General features: G+C 70.2%; 6 protein-coding genes. 3 read left to right on the plus strand and 3 right to left on the minus strand.

Features of this window, described 5'->3' with window-relative positions; all coding sequences use genetic code 11:
- Positions 1-15: 15 nt before the first annotated feature.
- The 3 genes from ACWD04_RS21305 to ACWD04_RS21315 form a co-directional block, all read right to left on the minus strand.
- Positions 16-9,351, minus strand: coding sequence for an amino acid adenylation domain-containing protein (locus ACWD04_RS21305; RefSeq protein WP_451134125.1), 9,336 nt, complete (start codon positions 9,349-9,351; stop codon positions 16-18).
- On the minus strand, positions 9,348-13,346 hold the full coding sequence (locus tag ACWD04_RS21310; RefSeq protein ID WP_451134127.1) for a non-ribosomal peptide synthetase: 3,999 nt from the start codon (positions 13,344-13,346) through the stop codon (positions 9,348-9,350). The genes ACWD04_RS21305 and ACWD04_RS21310 overlap by 4 nt, the downstream gene beginning before the upstream one ends.
- A 1,012-nt stretch (positions 13,347-14,358) precedes the next feature.
- Positions 14,359-15,096: a DeoR/GlpR family DNA-binding transcription regulator gene (locus ACWD04_RS21315; RefSeq protein WP_451134226.1), complete on the minus strand. Its 738-nt coding sequence runs from the start codon at positions 15,094-15,096 to the stop codon at positions 14,359-14,361.
- A 377-nt stretch (positions 15,097-15,473) separates the two neighbouring features.
- Between ACWD04_RS21315 and ACWD04_RS21320 the strand changes: the two genes are divergently transcribed.
- Genes ACWD04_RS21320 through ACWD04_RS21330 form a run of 3 tightly spaced genes read left to right on the plus strand, consistent with a single transcriptional unit; the run spans position 15,474 to position 18,663 of the window.
- Positions 15,474-16,541 (plus strand): ABC transporter substrate-binding protein, encoded by a 1,068-nt coding sequence (locus tag ACWD04_RS21320; RefSeq protein ID WP_451134129.1) that lies wholly within the window; start codon positions 15,474-15,476, stop codon positions 16,539-16,541.
- Positions 16,542-16,564: 23 nt separating this feature from the next.
- Positions 16,565-17,416 carry an ATP-binding cassette domain-containing protein gene (locus ACWD04_RS21325; RefSeq protein WP_451134131.1) on the plus strand — a complete coding sequence of 284 codons (852 nt, stop codon included), beginning with the start codon at positions 16,565-16,567 and terminating at the stop codon, positions 17,414-17,416.
- The gene (locus ACWD04_RS21330; protein WP_451134133.1) at positions 17,413-18,663 is read left to right on the plus strand and encodes a sugar ABC transporter permease; all 1,251 of its coding nucleotides are present in this window, start codon (positions 17,413-17,415) and stop codon (positions 18,661-18,663) included. Before ACWD04_RS21325 ends, ACWD04_RS21330 begins: the two co-directional genes overlap by 4 nt.
- The last annotated feature ends 3 nt before the right edge of the window (positions 18,664-18,666 follow it).

The raw sequence follows: 18,666 nt of genomic DNA on the forward strand, positions 1-18,666 counted from the left end.
GAAACCGGCAACGGTTCACCGGGCGCGCTCCGAGTCCTGCTCGCGGCAAATACCGGCTGCCGGGTCCGCCAGCGTTGCGGTGATGGTCTCGGCCACCGTGTGCACATGGGGCGTGGCGACGATGCCGTAGTGGTCGGTGGGCAGGTACCGCCGCACGGCGGAGGGGGGCAGACAGGCACTCCACTGCCGGTCCGTCTCCTGTGGATCGCCGGGCGCGGGCATACCCGCCGTGGGTTGTTCGGCCAGCCACAGGAACGTGGGGATGGACACGAGCGGCCGCACCCGGTGCTCACCCAGGCTGCGGAGGTTCGCCCGGCAGCAGCGGGCCAGCCTTTCGGCGTACGCCTGCGCGTGATCCGCCGACGTAGCCGGGACGCCGGTGCCGAGTTCGGCGGCGAACACCTGCTCGAGGTGAGTCTCGTCGTAGGCGGCGAGCAGCCCGTCCGCCCGCGGCACTGGTGGGTCCAGCAGGTGGAGCGCCTCCAACGGCCGCCCGGTCGACTCGGCCAGGCCGGCCATCTCCATGGCCACCCGGGCGCCGAAGGACCACCCGGCCAGGTGGAGCCGGTGGTCAAAACCGCCGAAGTGGTGACGAAGTTCCGCATCGTAGTGGCGGGCGCGTTCGGCGAGTGACCACGCGGGCATCGCGGAGTCGCGGAGTCGCGGATCGGCGATGAGGCACACGGTCGGTGCCGGCCCGAGCGCTGCCACCAGTGGCCGGTAGGCCTGGATGTCTCCGCCCACGGGGTGTACCAGACACAGGACAGCCGAGCCGGTTCCCTCCTGCCAGATGTCCAGGGCGACCTGCGAGGCGGTGTTCCTTGCCGCGCTGGCGGTGGGTTCGGCGCAGGTGAGGGCTGTCTCGATGTGTTTCAGGATTTCGGCGAGGCTGACCCGGTGGCTGAAAGAGGCCAGGTCGAATTCGACGCCGTAGTCGTCCTCGATCCGGGCGATCAGAGTGATCAGGGTCAGCGAGTCGGCGCCGAGGTCGTACAGGGAGTCCTCCGGCTCCAGTTCGTCCACGCCCAGCAGATCCTGGACCACCCGGGCCATGGCGCCTGCTCGGTCCGCGTCACTGTCCGGGTCCGAAAGGCCCGCCTCGCCGTCCGTACGGTGCGCCGGCCCGGGCCCCGGTGCGAGTTGTTCCGCACGGCCGCCGGCGGACGGTTCGTAGAACGCGCGGGAGGCATCGATGTCGGTGGTGGAGACGAGAAGCTGCGGCAGTTGCAGAGCCAGGGCTTGGGCGAAGACGGCTTTGCCTTCCTCGACCGTCAGACCGACCTCCAGGTGGGCCTGATGGCGGCTGTCCGTGTCGAGGACCCGGGTCGCCATTCCGGTCTCGCTCCAGACGTCCCAGTCGATGCCGATCCGGACGGTCGTCTCCGTTTCTCCGGCACGGTGGTGGGCGAAGCCGTCGAGGAGGCTCGCGCCGGCCGCGTAGTCGCTCTGACCGACGCCGCCGAGCAGGGCGGACATCGAGGAGCAGTAGACCGCGATCTCCGGATGGAAGGTCTCGATCAGGTGCTCCACGACGAGCGCGCCCGTCTCCCGGGCCGCGGCGGCCTCGCGCATCGCCGTGGTGTCGCGTCGTACGAGCAACCCCCCGTATCCGAGGCCGGCCGCGTGGATCACGCCGTCCAGCCGCGGTGTGTGCTCGGCGACGGCCGCCACCACTTCGTGCACGGGCGTGGCCGCCAGATCCGCTGGTACGAGGCCGACGCGGTCGCCCCAAAGGGTCAGTTCCGCGGGCAGCCGCGGATTCCTCGACAACAGCAGTACCCTGCCGCCGGTGTGCTCCAGCAGCCACGCGGCGATGGCGCGGCCTATGCCACCTGTGCCGCCCAGCACCAGGTGGACCGTGTCGTCACCGGACGGTACGAGGGGCTGCGTGTCGGACGACGCCTGCACGGGCGTGGTGCCCGGTCGCCACCAGTAGCCCTGCCGCAGCGCGAGCTGCCGGGGCAGAGCCCGGCCGGCAGGATGTCCGGCTCGGCCTGCTTCGGCGACGGCCGAGGCCACGTGTCCGGCCCAGCGGGTGAGGTCGGCGTCGGGGAGGTCCAGCCAGTGGCCGTCCAGGGCAGCCTCCTGGGGAGCGACCTCGACCGGGCCGGCGAGGAGGGCCAGTTCGGGCCTGTCCACCGTCCCGGCCACGGGCCGGGCGCCGTACGACAGCCACCACACGCGCGGGGAGCCGGTCCGCCCGAGCAGCGCCTGGGCCAGGGCAGCCGTGGTGTCCAGGCAGGCGTGGCGGGCATGTCCCAGCGTGCCGGGACCGACCGGCCCCGTCACGTCCAGGGGCAGCGCGTGCACCCACTCCGCGTCGGCAAGGAGGTCGTCGGTGCTGTCCTCGGACAGTGCGTCGAGCAGCAGGCGCAAGGACGCCGGGTCGGCCGGGTCGGCGTCGAAGACGTCGGGCCCCCTGCGGGCGAAGGCGTCGGACGGGTGCACTCGTACCACGCGTGTCGCCACGGCCTGGAACGGCACGAAGGCTGCCTGCGGCGTGCTCCGGGAGGCGACGACGACCACGACGGACGCGCGGTCGGCTCGTGCGGTGGTACCCGCGATGGTGGCGCGGCGCAGCCGGACCCAGTGCGGCTGGTGCAGCCAGTCGGCCTGGGGCAGTCGCTGGGGTTGTGCAGTCAGAGCCTGGGGCGTGCGGTCGAAGTCGTACTCCCCGAGCGCGAAGGCCGGGGGCGGGAAGTCCCAGGGCGCCGGGGCGGAGCCCGTCTGCCAGTCGACGGATCTTCCGGCTGTCCACACCTCGGCGAGGTCGTGGGCGGTGCGGCCGACGGCGGAGATCGGCGCGGTGTCCGGGTCCGCAGTTCCGTGCGCGATCTCTCCCCCGGCCACCGCGCGCAGCCAGTGCGCGGCGGCGGCGGCGTCCTCGAGGGGTGCCGCGATCCGCAGGTGACGGGCCGTACGTCCGGTCTGCAGATGGCGCAGCACGGACTCGTAGCGCTCGGGCCGCAGTTGAAGGTACTCGGCGATCCGGGCGGCGTCGGCGGCGAGGGCGTCCGCGCTGGAGGCGGACAGCACCAGGCACTTCGGTACCGTGCCGGTTGCGGCGGTGCCGGTCCCGGAGCCCTGTTCCACGATGACGTGGGCATTGGTGCCGCCGATCCCGAAGCTGCTCACGGCGGCCACCCGTTCGCGTCCCGCGGGCCAGGGCGTGGCCTGGGCCGGGACGTGGAAGGGGGTGGGGTCGGGGCCGATCTCCGGGTTGAAGGCGCGGAAGTTGATGTGGGGCGGGATGCTGCTGTGGTGCACGGCGAGGACGGCGCGCACGAGGCCCACCACACCGGCGGCCGCGCCCATGTGGCCGAGCTGGCTCTTGACGGAGCTGAGCGCGCAGCGACCGGACTCGCTCACGTCGAATGCCTGTCGGAGCGCACCCACTTCGATCGGGTCGCCCAGCCGGGTCCCGGTTCCGTGCGCCTCCACGTAGCCGAGGTCGGCACCCGTGCGTCCGGCGCGGGCCAGGGCGGTCCGGATCACCTCGCGCTGCCCGGCCAGGGAGGGTGCGGTGTAACTCATCTTCTTCGCACCGTCGTTGTTGACAGCGGAGCCTGTGATTACCGCGTAGACGGTGTCGCCGTCGCGGCGTGCCTGCCGCAGCGGCTTGAGGACCACGACGCCGACGCCGCTCGCGCCGACCGTCCCGGTCGCGTCGTCGCTGAAAGGGCGGCAGTCGCCGTCCGCGGAGAAGATGTGCTGTGGGCGGTAGCGGTAGCCGCCGGTCAGCCCCGGGTCGACGAGGACCCCTGCGGCGAGCATCGTCTCGGCCTCGCCCTGCCGGAGCATGCCGGCCGCGAGGTGCACGGCGACCAGGGAACTCGAGCACGCGGTCTGGGCGCTGAAGACGGGCCCGGTCAGCCCGAGGTGGTAAGCCACCTTGGTGGCCAGGAAGTCCTTTTCGTGGTGCAGGGCGAGCTGGAAGCCGTCGGGCAGCCGGCCGGGGTCGGCTTCCCGCAGCACGGACTGGAAGTAGGTGCTCTCCCCGGCGCCGGCCACCAGGCCGACGCGCGCGGCCGAGGTGTCCGCGACTCCGGCGTGTGCCAGTGCTTGCACGCAGGCCATCAGCAGGTGACGCTGCTGGGGGTCCATCAGGCGCGCTTCTTGCGGGCTGATGCCGAAGTGGCCCGGGTCGAAGTCGAGCATTCCGTCGAGGGTGCTGTGCGCGCCGATGACGCCCTCCGGGGCGTCGACTCGCCGGATACCGGTGCCGCCGGAGACCACCAGGTCCCAGAAGGCCGCCAGGTCCGGGGCACCGGGCACCCGCACCGCCATGCCGACGACCGCGATCGGTTCGTCCGGCTCCGGGGCCCCGCTGTTTCTCCTGGCCGGTGCGGCAGGTGTCCCGGTCCCGGGGAGGTCGCCGGCGGCTAGGTGGCGGGCCAGGGAGCGGACAGTGACGTGCTCGAACAGGTCCGCGACGCTGAAGCGCAGACCGAGTGCCGTGGTGCAGCGCAGGTGGAAACGCATGAGCGTGAGGCTGGAGGCACCCGCCTCGAAGAAGGTCTGGTCCGGTTCGATCGTCGCCCCGGTGACTTCTTCGAAGGCGGCGGTGAGCCGCTTCTCCGCGGTCGACAGCCCGGTGCGGGCGACAGGCGAACGGCCTATCTCCCCGCTCGGTGCCCGAAGCGCCGCCTGCCGGTCCAGCTTGCCGCTGGGGGTGCGCGGCAGCGTCTTCAGTCTGCGGAAGCGGTCCACGCGAACGTAGGAGGGCAGCAGAGCGGAGAGATGTGCGGTCAGGTCGTCGGCGGACGGGGCTTCGCCACGGACCTCCAGACAGGCCGTCAGCCGGTCGTCCTCACGCGCGACGACGGCGTTGGCCACCGCGGGATGGCGGAGCAGGGCCGCTTCGACGGCGCCGAGTTCCAGCCGGTGTCCGCTCATTTTGATCTGCTGGTCGTCGCGGCCCGCGTAGTGCAGCAGGCCCTCGCGGTCGAACCACGCCCGGTCGCCGCTGCGGTAGAACAGACCCTCACCGGGCACCTCGACGAAGCGGGTGTCGTCGAGAGCGGGTTCGTCGAGGTAGCAGCGGGTGGTCATGGTGCCGCCGATCAGCAGCTCGCCGGTGCACCGGGACGGCACCGGGTCGCCCTGGGCGTCCACCACACGCAGGTCGGCGCCGGCCACCGGGTGTCCGATGGCGGGCAGCTCGGGCCACTGAGCCGGGTCGCCGTCCAGGCACAGAGCGCTGACCACATGCGTCTCGGTCGGCCCGTAGTGGTTGAACAGTCGGGCGCCGGGGAGCCCGGCGAACCAGCGACGGATGGTGTCGGTGCACACGAGCTGCTCCCCCGCGGTGACCACCTCGCGCAGCCGGGAGGGGAACCTGCCCAGGCTGACCGCGTATTCGGCGAGCAGTTGCAGGGCCACATAGGGCATGAAGATCCGCTCAGTCCCCGCAGACTCCAGTCGCTCCAGCAACGCGGGGGCGTCCTGGCGCCACTCGGGGCGTATGAGCTGGAGGCTGCCGCCGGTGCACAGCGTCCCGAAGATCTCCTGGAAGGACACGTCGAACGCCAGCATCGAGAACTGCTGGGTGGCCGCCGGGGAGGTCAGGCCGCCGGGGCCGGACTGCCACTGGATCAGGTCACAGAGCGTGCGGTCGGAGATCTGGACGCCTTTGGGGACGCCGGTGGAGCCAGAGGTGAACAGTGTGTACAGCGGTCGGGTGCCGTCGTGCGGGCGCCCTTCGTACGGTGCGCTCGCGCCGACGCTCTCCTGCGGCGCCGGGTCCGTCAGGACGACGGGGTGGCGCACCACGCCGTCGGGGAGCAGCGTGTCCAGCGTCGGCGCGCCTCCGGGCGTGACCAGGACGCACAGCGGGTCGACCCGCTCCAGTACGCCGCGCAGCACGTCGACCGGGTAGGAGGGGTCGAGAGGGACGGCGGTGACGTTCAGCAGCGCCAGCGCCAGCAGGGCCACCACGTGCTCGGCGGACGGGTCCAGGTACAGGGCCGCCCGGCAGGGACTGCCGTCGGCCGGGATCGGGTAGCGGTCGGCCAGTTCCGCGGCGAGGGCCACGGCGCGGGCGTCGAGTGCCGCGTAGCTCAGGGTGCTCCCGTCGGCCGTGATCACCGCGGGGGTGTCCGGTGTGCGGGCGACCTGCCGTGCGAAGCCCTGGGCGATGGTGGTGAATCCCGGTTCCGGGACGGGCCCGCGCCCGTGCTCCGGCAGGGACCGCCGGTACGGCGCGACCAGCTCCCGCGCGGTGGAGCGGCCTCCGGACGCGAGCGCGTCCACGCCCCGCCGGAACAGCTCGGCCATCGCCTCGACGGCCTCGCCGGTGAATCGGTCCTCGGCGTACTCCCACAGCAGGTCGAGTCCGTCGGGATGCTCGAGAACGGAGACCGTCATCGGGCACTTGGCCTCCGGCGCGGCCCACCAGAGGGGGCGCTGGACGCAGCCGGGCAGCCGCAGCCCCCCGAAGTCGGTGTTCTCCAGGACGAACAGGAGATCGAACGGAGTGCCGTCGCCGACGGCCTCCCAGCCGGTCAGTACGTCCGCGAGCGCCACGTCCTGGTGTCGGAGCACCTGCCCGGTGCCGGTCGCTGTGCGGGCGAGGTGCGAGCGCAAGTCCTCACCGGGCGCGACCGTCACGGGCAGCAGCACGGTGTTTGCCATCATGCCCACGCTGTCCGCGAACTCACGCACCGGGCGGTTGGCGACCGGGGCGGCGATGCGCGGGCGGACCACCCCGGTCACGCCGTACAGACTCCAGGAGAACACGCTCAGCAGCACCTGGAAGCGGGTCAGCCCGAGCTCGGCGCAAAGCTGGTTCACCTTGGCCCGGCGTACGACGTCGAGTGACATGTGCAGCAGCCGCGCCCGCGGTGCCGGATCCGCGTCCTGGGCGGGCAGCGGTTCCTGGGGCTCCTCCAGGCCCCGGTAGTACGCCAGGAGTTCGTCGCGCTGTGCCTGGTAGGCCGGAGTCGCGAACCAGTCGCTCTGCCAGGCGGCGAAGTCCAGTGGGGTCGGAGCTGGTGCCCTGTTCCGGCCGGTTTCGGCGCCGGCGCCGGCGCCGGTGGTGTCGGCGTAGGCGGTGGACAGGTCCTGCAGCAGGATGCTCAGTGACCAGCCGTCGACGGCGATGTGGTGCAGGTGCAGCAGAAGCGTTCCGCCTCCGTCGCGGGGCAGCCAGCAGGCTCGGAGCATGCGGGGGTCGGCGAGGTCGAAGGGCTTGGCGAAGAAGGCGTCGGCGAAGGCGCGCGCTTCGTCCTCGTCCCATGCCTGCTGTGTGCCCGGCTCGTGCCAGGGGTCGTATGGTTCGCCGGCTGTCTGGCGGAGTCCCTGCGGCCCGAGGGTGAAACCTGTCCGCAGTGCCGCGTGGCGTGTCACCAGGGTACGCAGGGCCCGCCGGAGGGCAGCGGCGTCGACGGGCCCGTCCACGCGGAAGGCCTGGTTGACGGAGTATGCGCCGGATTTTGGTGCACTGCGCTGGAGCAGCCACAGCCGCTGCTGCTCGCTCGTCGCGGGTGCCGAGTGGGCGCCTGCGACCACCGGTGCCGGATAGACGCTTTCCTCGTCAGGGCCAGCCGTGGTGACGGCCTGGGCGATTGCGGCCAGGTCGCTGCGCAGGACGGTCGCCTGTGTCAGGTCGTGGCCCCACCGCTGCCGGATGGCGAAGCGGAACCGCAGGGCCTTCAATGAATCGCCGCCGCTGGCGATCCACCGGTCGCCGAGCCCCAGGCCGGTGACACCCAGGATCTCCTCGGCCAGCTCCAGGACCTCGCGCTCCGCACCCGTCGCGGCCGGTCCGTCGGAGGCGGCTGGCCGCCAGGGCCGGTCAGCCCGCTCGAGCAGCGCGGCCTGGTCGACCTTGCCGTTGGCGTTGAGCGGCAGCTCCTCCACGAGATGAATCTGGTGCGGGCGCATGTAGACGGGCAGGAGGGCAGCGAGGTGACTGTCGAACTCTTCGTAGGACAGCTCCCGTTGCAGGACGACGAACGACAGCAGTTCGTTCGGCCCCTCGTGGCCCGCGCGGCGAGTGCACACATAGGCCCGCCGGACCGCCGGGTGGGCGAGAACGAGCCGTTCCACCTCACCGCACTCGATCCGGAAGCCGCGGACCTTGACCTGACGGTCGGTTCGACCGACGTATTCCACCCCGCCCTCGTCGTCGGCTCGTACGAGGTCACCGGTGCGGTAGTACCGCTCCTCGCCGCCGTCGAGCCATGTGAGCCGTACGAAACGCCGCTCGGTCTCCTCTGGAAGGTTGCGGTACCCCACCGCAAGCCCTGCGCCGCTCAGCAGGAGTTCGGCGACCTCACCGGGTGCGGCGACCCTCTCCTGGCCCGGCACGACCAGGATGGCGCCGGTCTGCGGCAGGGGCCGGCCGATCGGCACCACGTCACCGTCGAAGTCCCTCGGGATCGGATGGAACAGGGCGAAGGTGGTGGACTCCGTGGGCCCGTAGACGTTGAACAGGCGGGTGCTGCTGTCGGCGTTGTCCCGGTACCAGCGGCGCATCACCTGTGGGGTGAGCTGCTCACCGCCCACCAGAACCTCGCCGGCCGTGGCGAAGCAGTCCGGCACGGCCGTGACCATCATGTTGAACAGTGCGGTCGTGATGAAGACGGTGTCCACCCGCTCGCGCCGCAATGCCGTGGCGAGCCGCTCGGGGGTCTGCACGTCCCCGTCGCGCAGGACCACACAGCAGCCACCGGTCAAGAGAGGCGTCCACACCTCGAAGCTCAGCGCGTCGAACGCCGGATTCGCCAGACAGGAATAGCGCAGACCGGGCTCGACACGGATGTAGCCGGGCCGTGCCAGCCGCATGACTCCGGCGTCGCGGACCTCTACACCCTTGGGCCGTCCGGTCGTCCCGGAGGTGTAGAACAGGAAGGACACCCCGCCGGGGACGGGCGGCGTCTGCACGGTGGCCGCGACATCCGGGAGTCCGGGCAGCAGACTGTCCAGGGCGAGCGCCTTCATGCCCGGCGGAAGCTCGGTAATACTCTCGGGGGCGGCGTACACCAGGGCGGCCGCTGCGGAATCCTGCAGGATGAAGAGGCGGCGTTCGGCAGGGCTCTGTGTGTCCAGCGGCACCACCTGAGCACCCAGCCGCAGAATGCCCAGCATCACGCAGACCAGCCGCCACGAGCGCGGCAGCGCCACCGCTACGGCCTGCCCGGCAGTCACGCCCCGGCGGCCCAGAGCCTCGGCCACGGCGGCGGCGGCGGCGTTCAACGCCGCGTAGTCCAGCCGTACGTCGCCGTCGGCCACCGCATCCGCCTGCGGTGAGCGCAGGGCCTGGCGGTGTATCTCGAGGGCGAGCCCGACCGGTGCACTCAGGCCCTCGGCCACGCCGCCAGGGGAAGGTTCGACACGCGGTTCCATCATGCCTCCGACGTACCAGAAAGTGTCGTGCGCTCCGGCTCGGTCCCGCCCGGACCCGTGGCCAGCCGGTTCAGTTCCGCGGTGAGGACGCCTGCAACGCGTGGCAGTTCGTCGCTCTCCAACATGTCCCAGTGGCCGCAGGCCACCGGCTCGACGACGAACTCACCGCTGACGCGGCGCCGCCAGAACGCCCGCAGGCGGGTGGCCGTGGCGTCGCCGTCCTCGTCCTCCACTGCCGTCGCCTGCAACAGCACGACACGAGCCGGCGATTCAGGCACGGCGTAGTCGCGCGCCGTCTCGCGGTGGTGGTTGTAGACGGTCAGGTATCGGGCCACCTGGTCGTCGTCGATGCCCGGGTACATGCCGTTGAAGCGCACCAGCTTCTCCCGGAACTCTTCCATGCCGATCGGCACGATCGCGGCGCGCTGCTCCACGTCCTCCGTGCCATGGGTGTCGAGCAAAACCACGCTCACCCTCGCATGTCCGGCCGCCACCAGGTGGCGGCCCATCTCGTACGCGATCAGACCGCCGTAGGAAAGCCCGCACAGCACCAGCGCCTCGTCCGGGCGGGGGCCGACGAGCCGCAGATACTCCTGGGCCATCGCCTCGACACCGGGCAGGGTGGGCTCGCCGGGGTTGATGCCGGGCGCCTGCAGTCCCACCACGCCGACGTCGTCGGGCAGCGCCGTGGACAGCGGCAGATAGCAGAACGCGGTGCCGCCGGCGGGATGTACGCACACCAAGCGCTGCCGGCCGCCGCCGACGCGGAATTCCACCAGACTGCTGGCCTCCGCAGACCGCGAGGCCTCGGCGCCGTTGCTGCGCAGCCGCTCGGCGAGCGCCTCGATGGTGGGGTGCAGCATCACGTCCCGGACCGGCAGCGTCACGCCGAGTTGCTCCTGGACGGCGGACGTCATCTTGATCGCCGAGATCGACGTGCCGCCGAGCTCGAAGAAGTTGTCGCCGATTCCCACGTCCGGGTGCAGCAGCACCCGCCGCCAGATCCGGTACAGCGCCATCTCGATGCGGTCGCGGGGAGCCGCCATGTTGACCCGCCCGGAGCGGGCCCCTGCCACGGCTCGCAGCACTGCTGTCCGGTCCACCTTGCCGTTGCGGTTGAGCGGCAGCCGCGGGAACTCTGCCACCACGACGGGGATCATGTAGTCCGGCAGGCGGTCCTTGAGGGCTGCGCGCCACTCGTAAGCCGTCCGCGTGGCTTCGGCGTCACATCCCACGCCGGCGACCAGGTGGGGGCCGTCCGGGATGTCGTGGTCGGCCAGCACCACGGCCTCCCGGACGCCAGGCACCGCCAGCAGCGCTGCCTCGGCCTCGCCGGGTTCGATGCGGAAGCCCCGCAGCTTGAGCTGGTCGTCGCGGCGGCCGACGTACTCGGCGTTGCCGTCCGGCAGCCAGCGCGCCAGGTCGCCGGTGCGGTAGACGCGTTCGCCGGGCACGAACGGGTCGGGTACGAAACGCTCGTCGGTGAGGTCGGACCGGTTCAGATATCCGCGGGCCAGGCTCGCTCCGCCGATGTAGACCTCGCCGGGGGCCCCCACCGGTACCGGGCGCATGCGGTCGTCGAGCAGGTAGAGGCGGGTGCCGCGCAGTGGCCGCCCGATGGGGCACGACCGCTCGTACGGCTGCGGGTCGGTGTAGGCGGTGGAGTAGAGCGTCGCCTCGGTCGGGCCGTAGCCGAAGCAGATACGCAGGCCGGGCAGCAGCTCGCGCATGCGGTACAGGGCGCTCTCGGGCAGCGACTCCACTCCGGTGAGGAGGTGGCGCAGGCTCAGCCCGGCCAGTCGCGTGGCCGGATCCTCGTCGATCCACAGGACGTAGGACGGAGGCAGGAACGCCTGGGTCACGTTGTGTTCGCGCAGCCAGCCCATCAGTGCTTCGGGGTCGCCCCGGAGCTCGTCGGGGACCATGTGGAGCACCGCTCCGGTGGTCAACGGTACGAGGAGCTCGTGTACCGACGCGTCGAAGCCGATACTCGACCAGGCGGATGACGCCTCACCCGGGGCGTCTCCCATGAGTTCACGCCAGTGCTCGAAGAGATTGACGACGCTGCCGTGCGTCACCGCCACACCTTTGGGGCGGCCGGTCGATCCCGAGGTGTAGATGACGTAGGCGAGCCGGGTGGGGTCCGCGTCGATGGCCGGCGTTTCGTCGTGCGTTCCCTCGGCCTCCACCTTCGCCAGGTTCTCCCACAGTTGCCGGTCGTCGCCCGCGGCGTCCGTCCGGTCGGTCAGCACGAGTACCGGTGCGGCGTCGCTCACCATGGCAGTGAGCCTCTCCGAGGGCTGTCCGGGGTCGAGGGGCAGGTAGGCGGCCCCGGCCTTGAGGATGCCGAGCACGCCGACGACGAGTTCGGCCGTGCGTCCGGCGTGCAGGCCCACCACTCGGTCGGGCCCGGCACCGCGGGCGATCAGCGCGCCGGCGAGCCGGTTGGCACGGCGGTCCAGCGTCGCGTAGTCCACTTCCCCGTCCCCGGCCACCACCGCGGGCTGCTGCGGACGTTCGCGCACCTGCGCCGCGAACCGCTCCAGCAGGCCCGCCGGTGCCGGCACGCTCGGTACGGCCGCGACGGGCCCCGCGCTGAAGGTGGCGAGGAGTTCCCGCTGCTCGTCCTCGTCCAGCAACGTCAGGTCGGCGATCTCGGCTTCGGGGCGTTCGGTCATCAGACGCAGCACGCGGAGGAACTGGCGTACGTACCGTTCGACGGTCGTCCGGTCGAAGAGCGCAATCGCGTAGTCGATCTCCCCGGTGAGGTGTCGGCCCTCGTCGGCAAGGGCCAGGGCCACGTCGAACTTCGCGGGAACATGAGCGGCGTCTTCCCGCAACTCGACCTTTGTGAAAGGGAGTGCGAGTTCCCTCCGCATGGAGGGGACCCAGGCGAACATGGTCTGGAACAGTGCGGTGTAGGCAGGGCTTCGCGGAGGGTTGATCAGTTCCACGACCCGCTCGAAGGGCAGGTCGACGTGTTTGAGGGCGTCGCGGATCCGCTGGTTCACCTGCTTCAGGGCGTCGTTGACGCTGGGGGAGCCGGACAGGTCCGCGCGAAGGGCGAGAGTGTTGACGAAGAGGCCGATCAAGCCCTCGACGTCTCCGCGACGACGGTTGGACGTAGGGGCGCCGACAACGATGTCGTCCTGTCCGGAGAGCAGGGACAGCAACACCGTCCAGCCGGTCAGGACGGTCGCGTACAGGGAGACACCGTTGTCTGCGGCGAGGTCGCGCAGGGCCTGTGTCAGGTCCTCGTCCACGGTCACGGACACCCGGTCGCCGTGGAAGACCTGCTCGGGCGGGCGCGGCCGGTCGGTGGGCAGGGAGAGTACGGCCGGGGCTCCGGCCAGTGCGGCGGCCCAGTAGTCGGCGTGCGCGGCGGGCTCTTCACCCGACATCCAGTCCCACTGCCAGCGGGTGTAGTCGCTGTACTGCCATGTCAGTTCCGGCAGTGACGCCTCCCGCCCCTGCTGGAGCGCGCTGTACAACAGGCCCAGCTCTCGCAGCAGCAGGGTGCGCGACGAGCCGTCGAAGACGATGTGGTGAGCGGTCAGGAGCAGCACGTGGTGGTCCGGTTCGAGCGTCACCAGGCAGCCGCGCACCATGGGTTCCTCGCCCAGGCTGAACGGGGCGCCTTCCACCTCCTGCCGTATCCGCGCGAACCGCTCGGCCGCGTCCGGCAGACCCGTCAGATCCTCGAAGGTCACCGGAAACCCGGTCTCCGGAGCATCGACGACCTGGAGAGCCGAGCCGCCGGAGGGCACCAGCCGGGTGCGCAGGGCCTCGTGCCGAGCCGCGAGCAGGTGCAGAGCCTGGATGAGCAGGTCACGGTCCAGCGACCCCCGGATGTCGAAGGGCATCGGCTCGTTGTAGGCGGCGCTGGCGTCTCCGTCCATGCGCGCCGCGACCCACAGCCGCTCCTGCGCCAGTGACAGGGGCGCGGGAGACGTCTCTCTGTCGGAGTGATGGGTGACTGTGATTCGGGGGGAAGGCACGGGTTACCCCTCACTAGAAAAAACGCGGTGAAAACGAATACTGCATTTCCGGAGGAACCAATGGTTCTGGCATCGCGCGCAAGTACGCCCCGGCATGGCGCTTTTAGAGCGATTCAGCCCCATGTCCGGCATGTGTACACAGAATATAATGCGCACGACAGAGGGACTCCGGCGGGACTGCAGCGGGGGCGATCGGCGTTCTGACGTGGCCGATTCCCTTGCGGAGCCGTTTTGCGAACAACACGGAGACCCACTGCGACTCTCGGGCAGATATCCTCACGGGTACAGCGGCGCCTCGCGCGAGCTTGCTGGATATCGCCATTCCTTACCAGAAGTCGTAAAATGTGTGTCAGAGGCACGGGGAGGAGACCAGCTGAGGAAGTGTCCGTTTTTCGACTTCCCCTACGGTGGCTCATTTCCGCCGATATTAAATGCCCGCCGATTGGATGGTCAACAGTGACCCGCGCCACACTTCTTCGGTGACGGGTCCTCACGTACGGGTGGCGGGCAGACATCAACGCCCTGTCCAGCAACGGGTTATGATTGTATGTCATAAGTGGGAAATTGGTACTTTGCCATGCCCGCGCGGGCGTCGGCCTTTGGTCCCGCAAGCGTTCGCGGCGGAGGAGATGGGTGCCGGATCCCACTGTCGGCCGGGCCGCTGGCGTTCGCCGCCATCGTGGTGGACCTCCGCTCCACCGCCGGTCCGCGAGAAGGCCAAAGCGCCGCGGCTCTCCCCCTCCCCTCCTTGTACGCGTCCCCGACACCACCGGAGTGGTGCACCCGGCCCACCACGCTCCCGCATCCAAGCAGTTGACCAGCAAGGATGAAGAATTTCGGCTGGAGTACCAAGGGCTGCCCCGTCATTCCTGGTGGATCGGGCGTGGGCGGCAGATGCTGTGCGTCGCACGGCGGAGGGACGTGCGCGTACTGGTTGTACGCGGCCGTTCCGACAACGCGGCACGGAGCCGTAACTGTCGTCGCGCGCCCGCCAGGGATGACGGGACGGTTCTCAGGACCGGGGCAGTTCCGGGCGGGCCACAAGGATCTCGACCCCGTCGGCCTGGAGTGCGTCGAGGTCGAAGGCCGGAATGCCGGAGTCGACGATGACGAGGTCGAAGGCGGTCACAGGGGCCAGCTGATAGAGGCCGCGGCGGCGGAACTTCGTGTGGTCGACCAGAAGGATCTTGCGCGCACAGGCATCCATCAGGGCCCGCTTCACCGCCACCGTCTCCTGCGACTGGTGGTAGCAGTGGCCACGGGTGATGGCGGTCGTGGACGCGAAGAGCGTGTCGGCGCTGAGACTGGTCACGGCATCCACGGTGCGCAGGCCCAGGTACGCGTCGTAGGCGGGGTAGTACGTACCGCCCAGGCAGATGAGCTCGATGCCCGGGCTGTCGGCCAGCATCTGGGTGACGGGGACGAAGTTGGTGATGACGGTCAACGGTGCGTGCCGCTCCAGGAGACGGGTGAGTGCCAGAGCCGTCGTACTGTCGTCGATGACAACCGCCTGCCCGGGCTTGACCAGAGGCAGGGCAGCGCGGGCGATGGCCTCCTTCGCCGCAGTCATGGCGCGGGCACGGTGGCGGACGTCGCCGTGGAAGGCGGTCGAAGGCTGGGCGGTCGCGCCTCCGCGGACCTTTCTCAGCCAACCGCGATCCTGCAGGTAGTCGAGGTCCCGTCGGATGGTCATCGCGGTCACGCCCAGCTCGTCGGCCAGCTGCTCGATCCGGACGAACCCCCTGTCCACGACGCGGCCTTTGATCCGCTCCCTCCGTTCGCGGGGTTTCCCGCTACTCGTGTCGGCCGGCTGCCGGTCCCCTGCTGCCATAAAAGCTCCTGTTCATTTTCTGTGAAGTGAACACCCTCGGACCTGCCCCCCGTCACCTCTTTCGCCGTTCCTTCCGGAGAGGCCGACTGTGCACCTGCGGACGCTGTCGCCGCGCTTCGGAGCGTTGGCCGTCGACCGGCCTCCGCATCCTGCGACCCGGATCCCGTACGCCGAGCGAACATCGAAGTCCAAAGAAGCGGCACAGCAATTGTTCAATTACTGCGGCCCGTTGACACAAATGAAACATCTGAGTTTCCTGAGCGTTGCCTTCAGCGTCCATGAGCAAGGAGTGGAACATGAGAAGACCGACACGTCTTGCTCTCACCGGCATCCTCGCCATAGGCGCGCTCGTGTCGTGCGCGGAGGAACCAGCCGCGACCGGTTCCGGCGGCGGGCGCGGCATGGGCAAGGTCGCGTTCCTGATGCCTGACCTCGCCTCCACCCGGTACGAGCGGTACGACGCCCCACTCTTCAAGAAGCACATGGGGACGCTCTGCCAGGAGTGCGAGGTCATCTACCAGAACGCCGACAGCGACGCGTCGTTGCAACAGCAGCAGGCCAACTCCGCGATGGCGCAGGGCGCCAAGGTGATCGTGCTGGACCCGGTCGACTCCGACTCGGCGTCCACCGTTGTGCAGATGGCGCATTCCCAGGGCGTCAAGGTGATCGCCTACGACCGCCCGGTGTCCGAGAAGCCTGCGGACTTCTATGTCTCCTTCGACAACGAGGCAATCGGCGAGTCCATCGGCCGGTCGCTGGTCGGCCATCTCGAGACGACGGGAGCGAAGGGCGGACTGCTCCAGGTCAACGGTTCTCCGACCGACGCCGCTGCCGGGCTGATCAAGAAAGGCATCCACAAGGCGATCGACGACAGCGGGTTCGATCTGCTCGCCGAATACGACACCCCGGACTGGTCACCGGAGAAGGCACAGCAGTGGGTGAGCGGGCAGATCGCCCAGTACCGCGGCCGGATCGCGGGGGTGGTGGCCGCCAACGACGGCACCGGGGGCGGGACGATCGCGGCCTTCAAGAGCGCCGGGGTGAAAGTCCCTCCGGTCACCGGCAACGACGCCGAGCTGGCGGCGGTGCAGCGCGTCGTCTCGGGCGACCAGTACAACACCATCTCCAAGCCCATCAAGACGGTCGCGGAGGCGGCGGCGGAGGCCGCCCATCAGCTGATGGAGGGCGAAACGCCCAACGCGGACTCGACGCTCTTCGACACGCCTGCGCAACTGTTCGTACCGACGGTGGTGACGCGGGAGAACCTCAAGGAGGTCGTCTTCGGACCCGACGGGGTGCTCAAGGCGAAGGACGTCTGCACCCGCGTGTACGCCGACGACTGCCGGCGCCTGGGCATCGGGTGAACCCCGTGCCGGAGCGAGAGAGGGTGCCCGTGACAAGCTCCGCGATCCCCGGCACTGCCCCCGGTACGCCTTCGGGAGCGGGCACTGCAACCGGCGTGCTGGCGCTGAGGCATGTGAGTAAACAGTTCGGCGCGGTCGCCGCGCTCAGCGGGATCGACCTCGATGTCGCGGCCGGTGAGGTGGTGGCCGTGGTCGGGGACAACGGCGCCGGGAAGTCCACCCTCGTGAAGGTCCTCTCGGGGGTGTACGCCCCCGACGCGGGGGCGGTCTTCTTCCACGGCCGGGAGGTCTCCTTCGATTCTCCGCGCGCCGCGCACGCGCTGGGTATCGCGACGGTCCACCAGGACCTGGCGCTCTGCGAGAACCTCGACGTCAAGTCGAACCTCTTCCTGGGCCAGGAGCTCCGGCCCTGGATGCTGGACGACGTCGCCATGGAGAAGCGGTCCTGGGAACTGCTGCGTGAGCTGCGAGCCAGGGTCCCCACGCTCGACGTCCCGGTGGCCGCTCTCTCGGGCGGCCAGCGGCAGACGGTGGCGATCGCCCGGGCCCTGCTCGGCCGGCCGGAGGTCATCCTGCTCGACGAACCGACGGCAGCCCTCGGTGTCGCGCAGACCGCCGAGGTACTCGACCTCATCGAGCGGCTCAAGGGCAACGGGCTCGGCGTCGTCATGATCAGCCACAACATGGAGGACGTCCGGGCGGTCGCGGACCGGGTGGCCGTGCTCCGGCTCGGGCGCAACAACGGTGTGTTCGACGCCCGGGAGGTCTCCTCCGAAGAAGTCGTCGCCGCGATCACCGGCGCCGCCGACAACGCCGTTTCGCAGCGCGCCGCGCGCCGCGCGGCCATTTCCCGGGCAGAGGAGCAACAGCCGTGACCTCTCTCGGTTCTCCGGTGGCGGCGGCCGCCGACCGGCACGACGCGCCTCCGGCGGCACGGCACGGTTTCCGCGACAGCGTCCGCAGCACGATCTCCCGGGCCCGGGACGGCGACCTGGGCATGCTGCCGGTCGTCGCCGGTGTCGTGGTGATCTGGACGATCTTCCAGTCGCTGAACCGGACCTTCCTGTCCAGCACCAACCTGGTGAACCTGGCCTTCGACATGGTGTCCCTGGGGGTGATCGCGCTCGGCGTCGTGTGCGTCCTGCTGGTCGGCCAGATCGACCTGTCGGTGGGCTCCGTGAGCGGTGTCGCCGCCGCGCTGACGGGTGTGGTGATGGTCCGTCACGAGCAGGCGGTGTGGCTGGCGATCCTGGTTGCGGCCGGTGTCGGCGCGCTGATCGGCTGGGTGTACGGGCAGGTGCTCAACCGCTTCGGTGTACCGAGCTTCGTCGCCACCTTGGGCGGCCTGCTCGCTTTCCTCGGCACCCAGCTCTGGCTCCTGCGCGGGCAGAACGCCATCAACCTGCCGTACGACTCCGGCCTGGTGAAGTTCGCCCAGGTGTGGTTCGTCCCCGAGGCGCTGTCCTACGCCTTCATGCTCCTGACGGCCGGGGGGTTCCTCGCCGTCAGCCTGGCCCGTACCCGCAGTCGCCGCCGTGCCGGGTTGTCGTCCGTTTCGCCGCAATGGCTGGCGGTGCAGTCATTCGCCCTGGCGGCGGCACTGCTGTTCGCGGTGTACTACTTGAACCGCACCCGCGGTGTGCCGTGGATGTTCATGCTTTTCGTCGCCCTGGTCCTGGCCCTGCACTACGTCCTCACCCGGACCAAGTTCGGCCGGTCCTTGTACGCGGCGGGCGGCAACGCGGAGGCGGCCCGCAGGGCCGGCATCGACGTACGCGCCGTGTACACCGCCGCGTTCGTCATGTGTTCCACACTCGCCGCGACCGGCGGGGTCCTGGCCGCCGCCCGTCTCGCGGCGGCCAATCAGAGCACCGGCACCGCGGACGTGAACCTCAACGCCATCGCCGCCGCGGTGATCGGCGGGACCAGCCTCTTCGGCGGCCGGGGTTCCGCCTTCGCCGCCCTGCTCGGCGTTCTCGTCATCCAGTCGATCTCCAGCGGGCTGACGCTGCTCAATCTCGATTCGTCGTACCGCTTCATCATCACGGGCTGCGTGCTGCTGGTCGCCGTCGCCCTGGACTCCGCCGCCCGCCGCTCGCGGCAGGCACACGGAAGGGGCTGAGGG

This window comes from Streptomyces sp. NPDC002911, assembly GCF_053591835.1.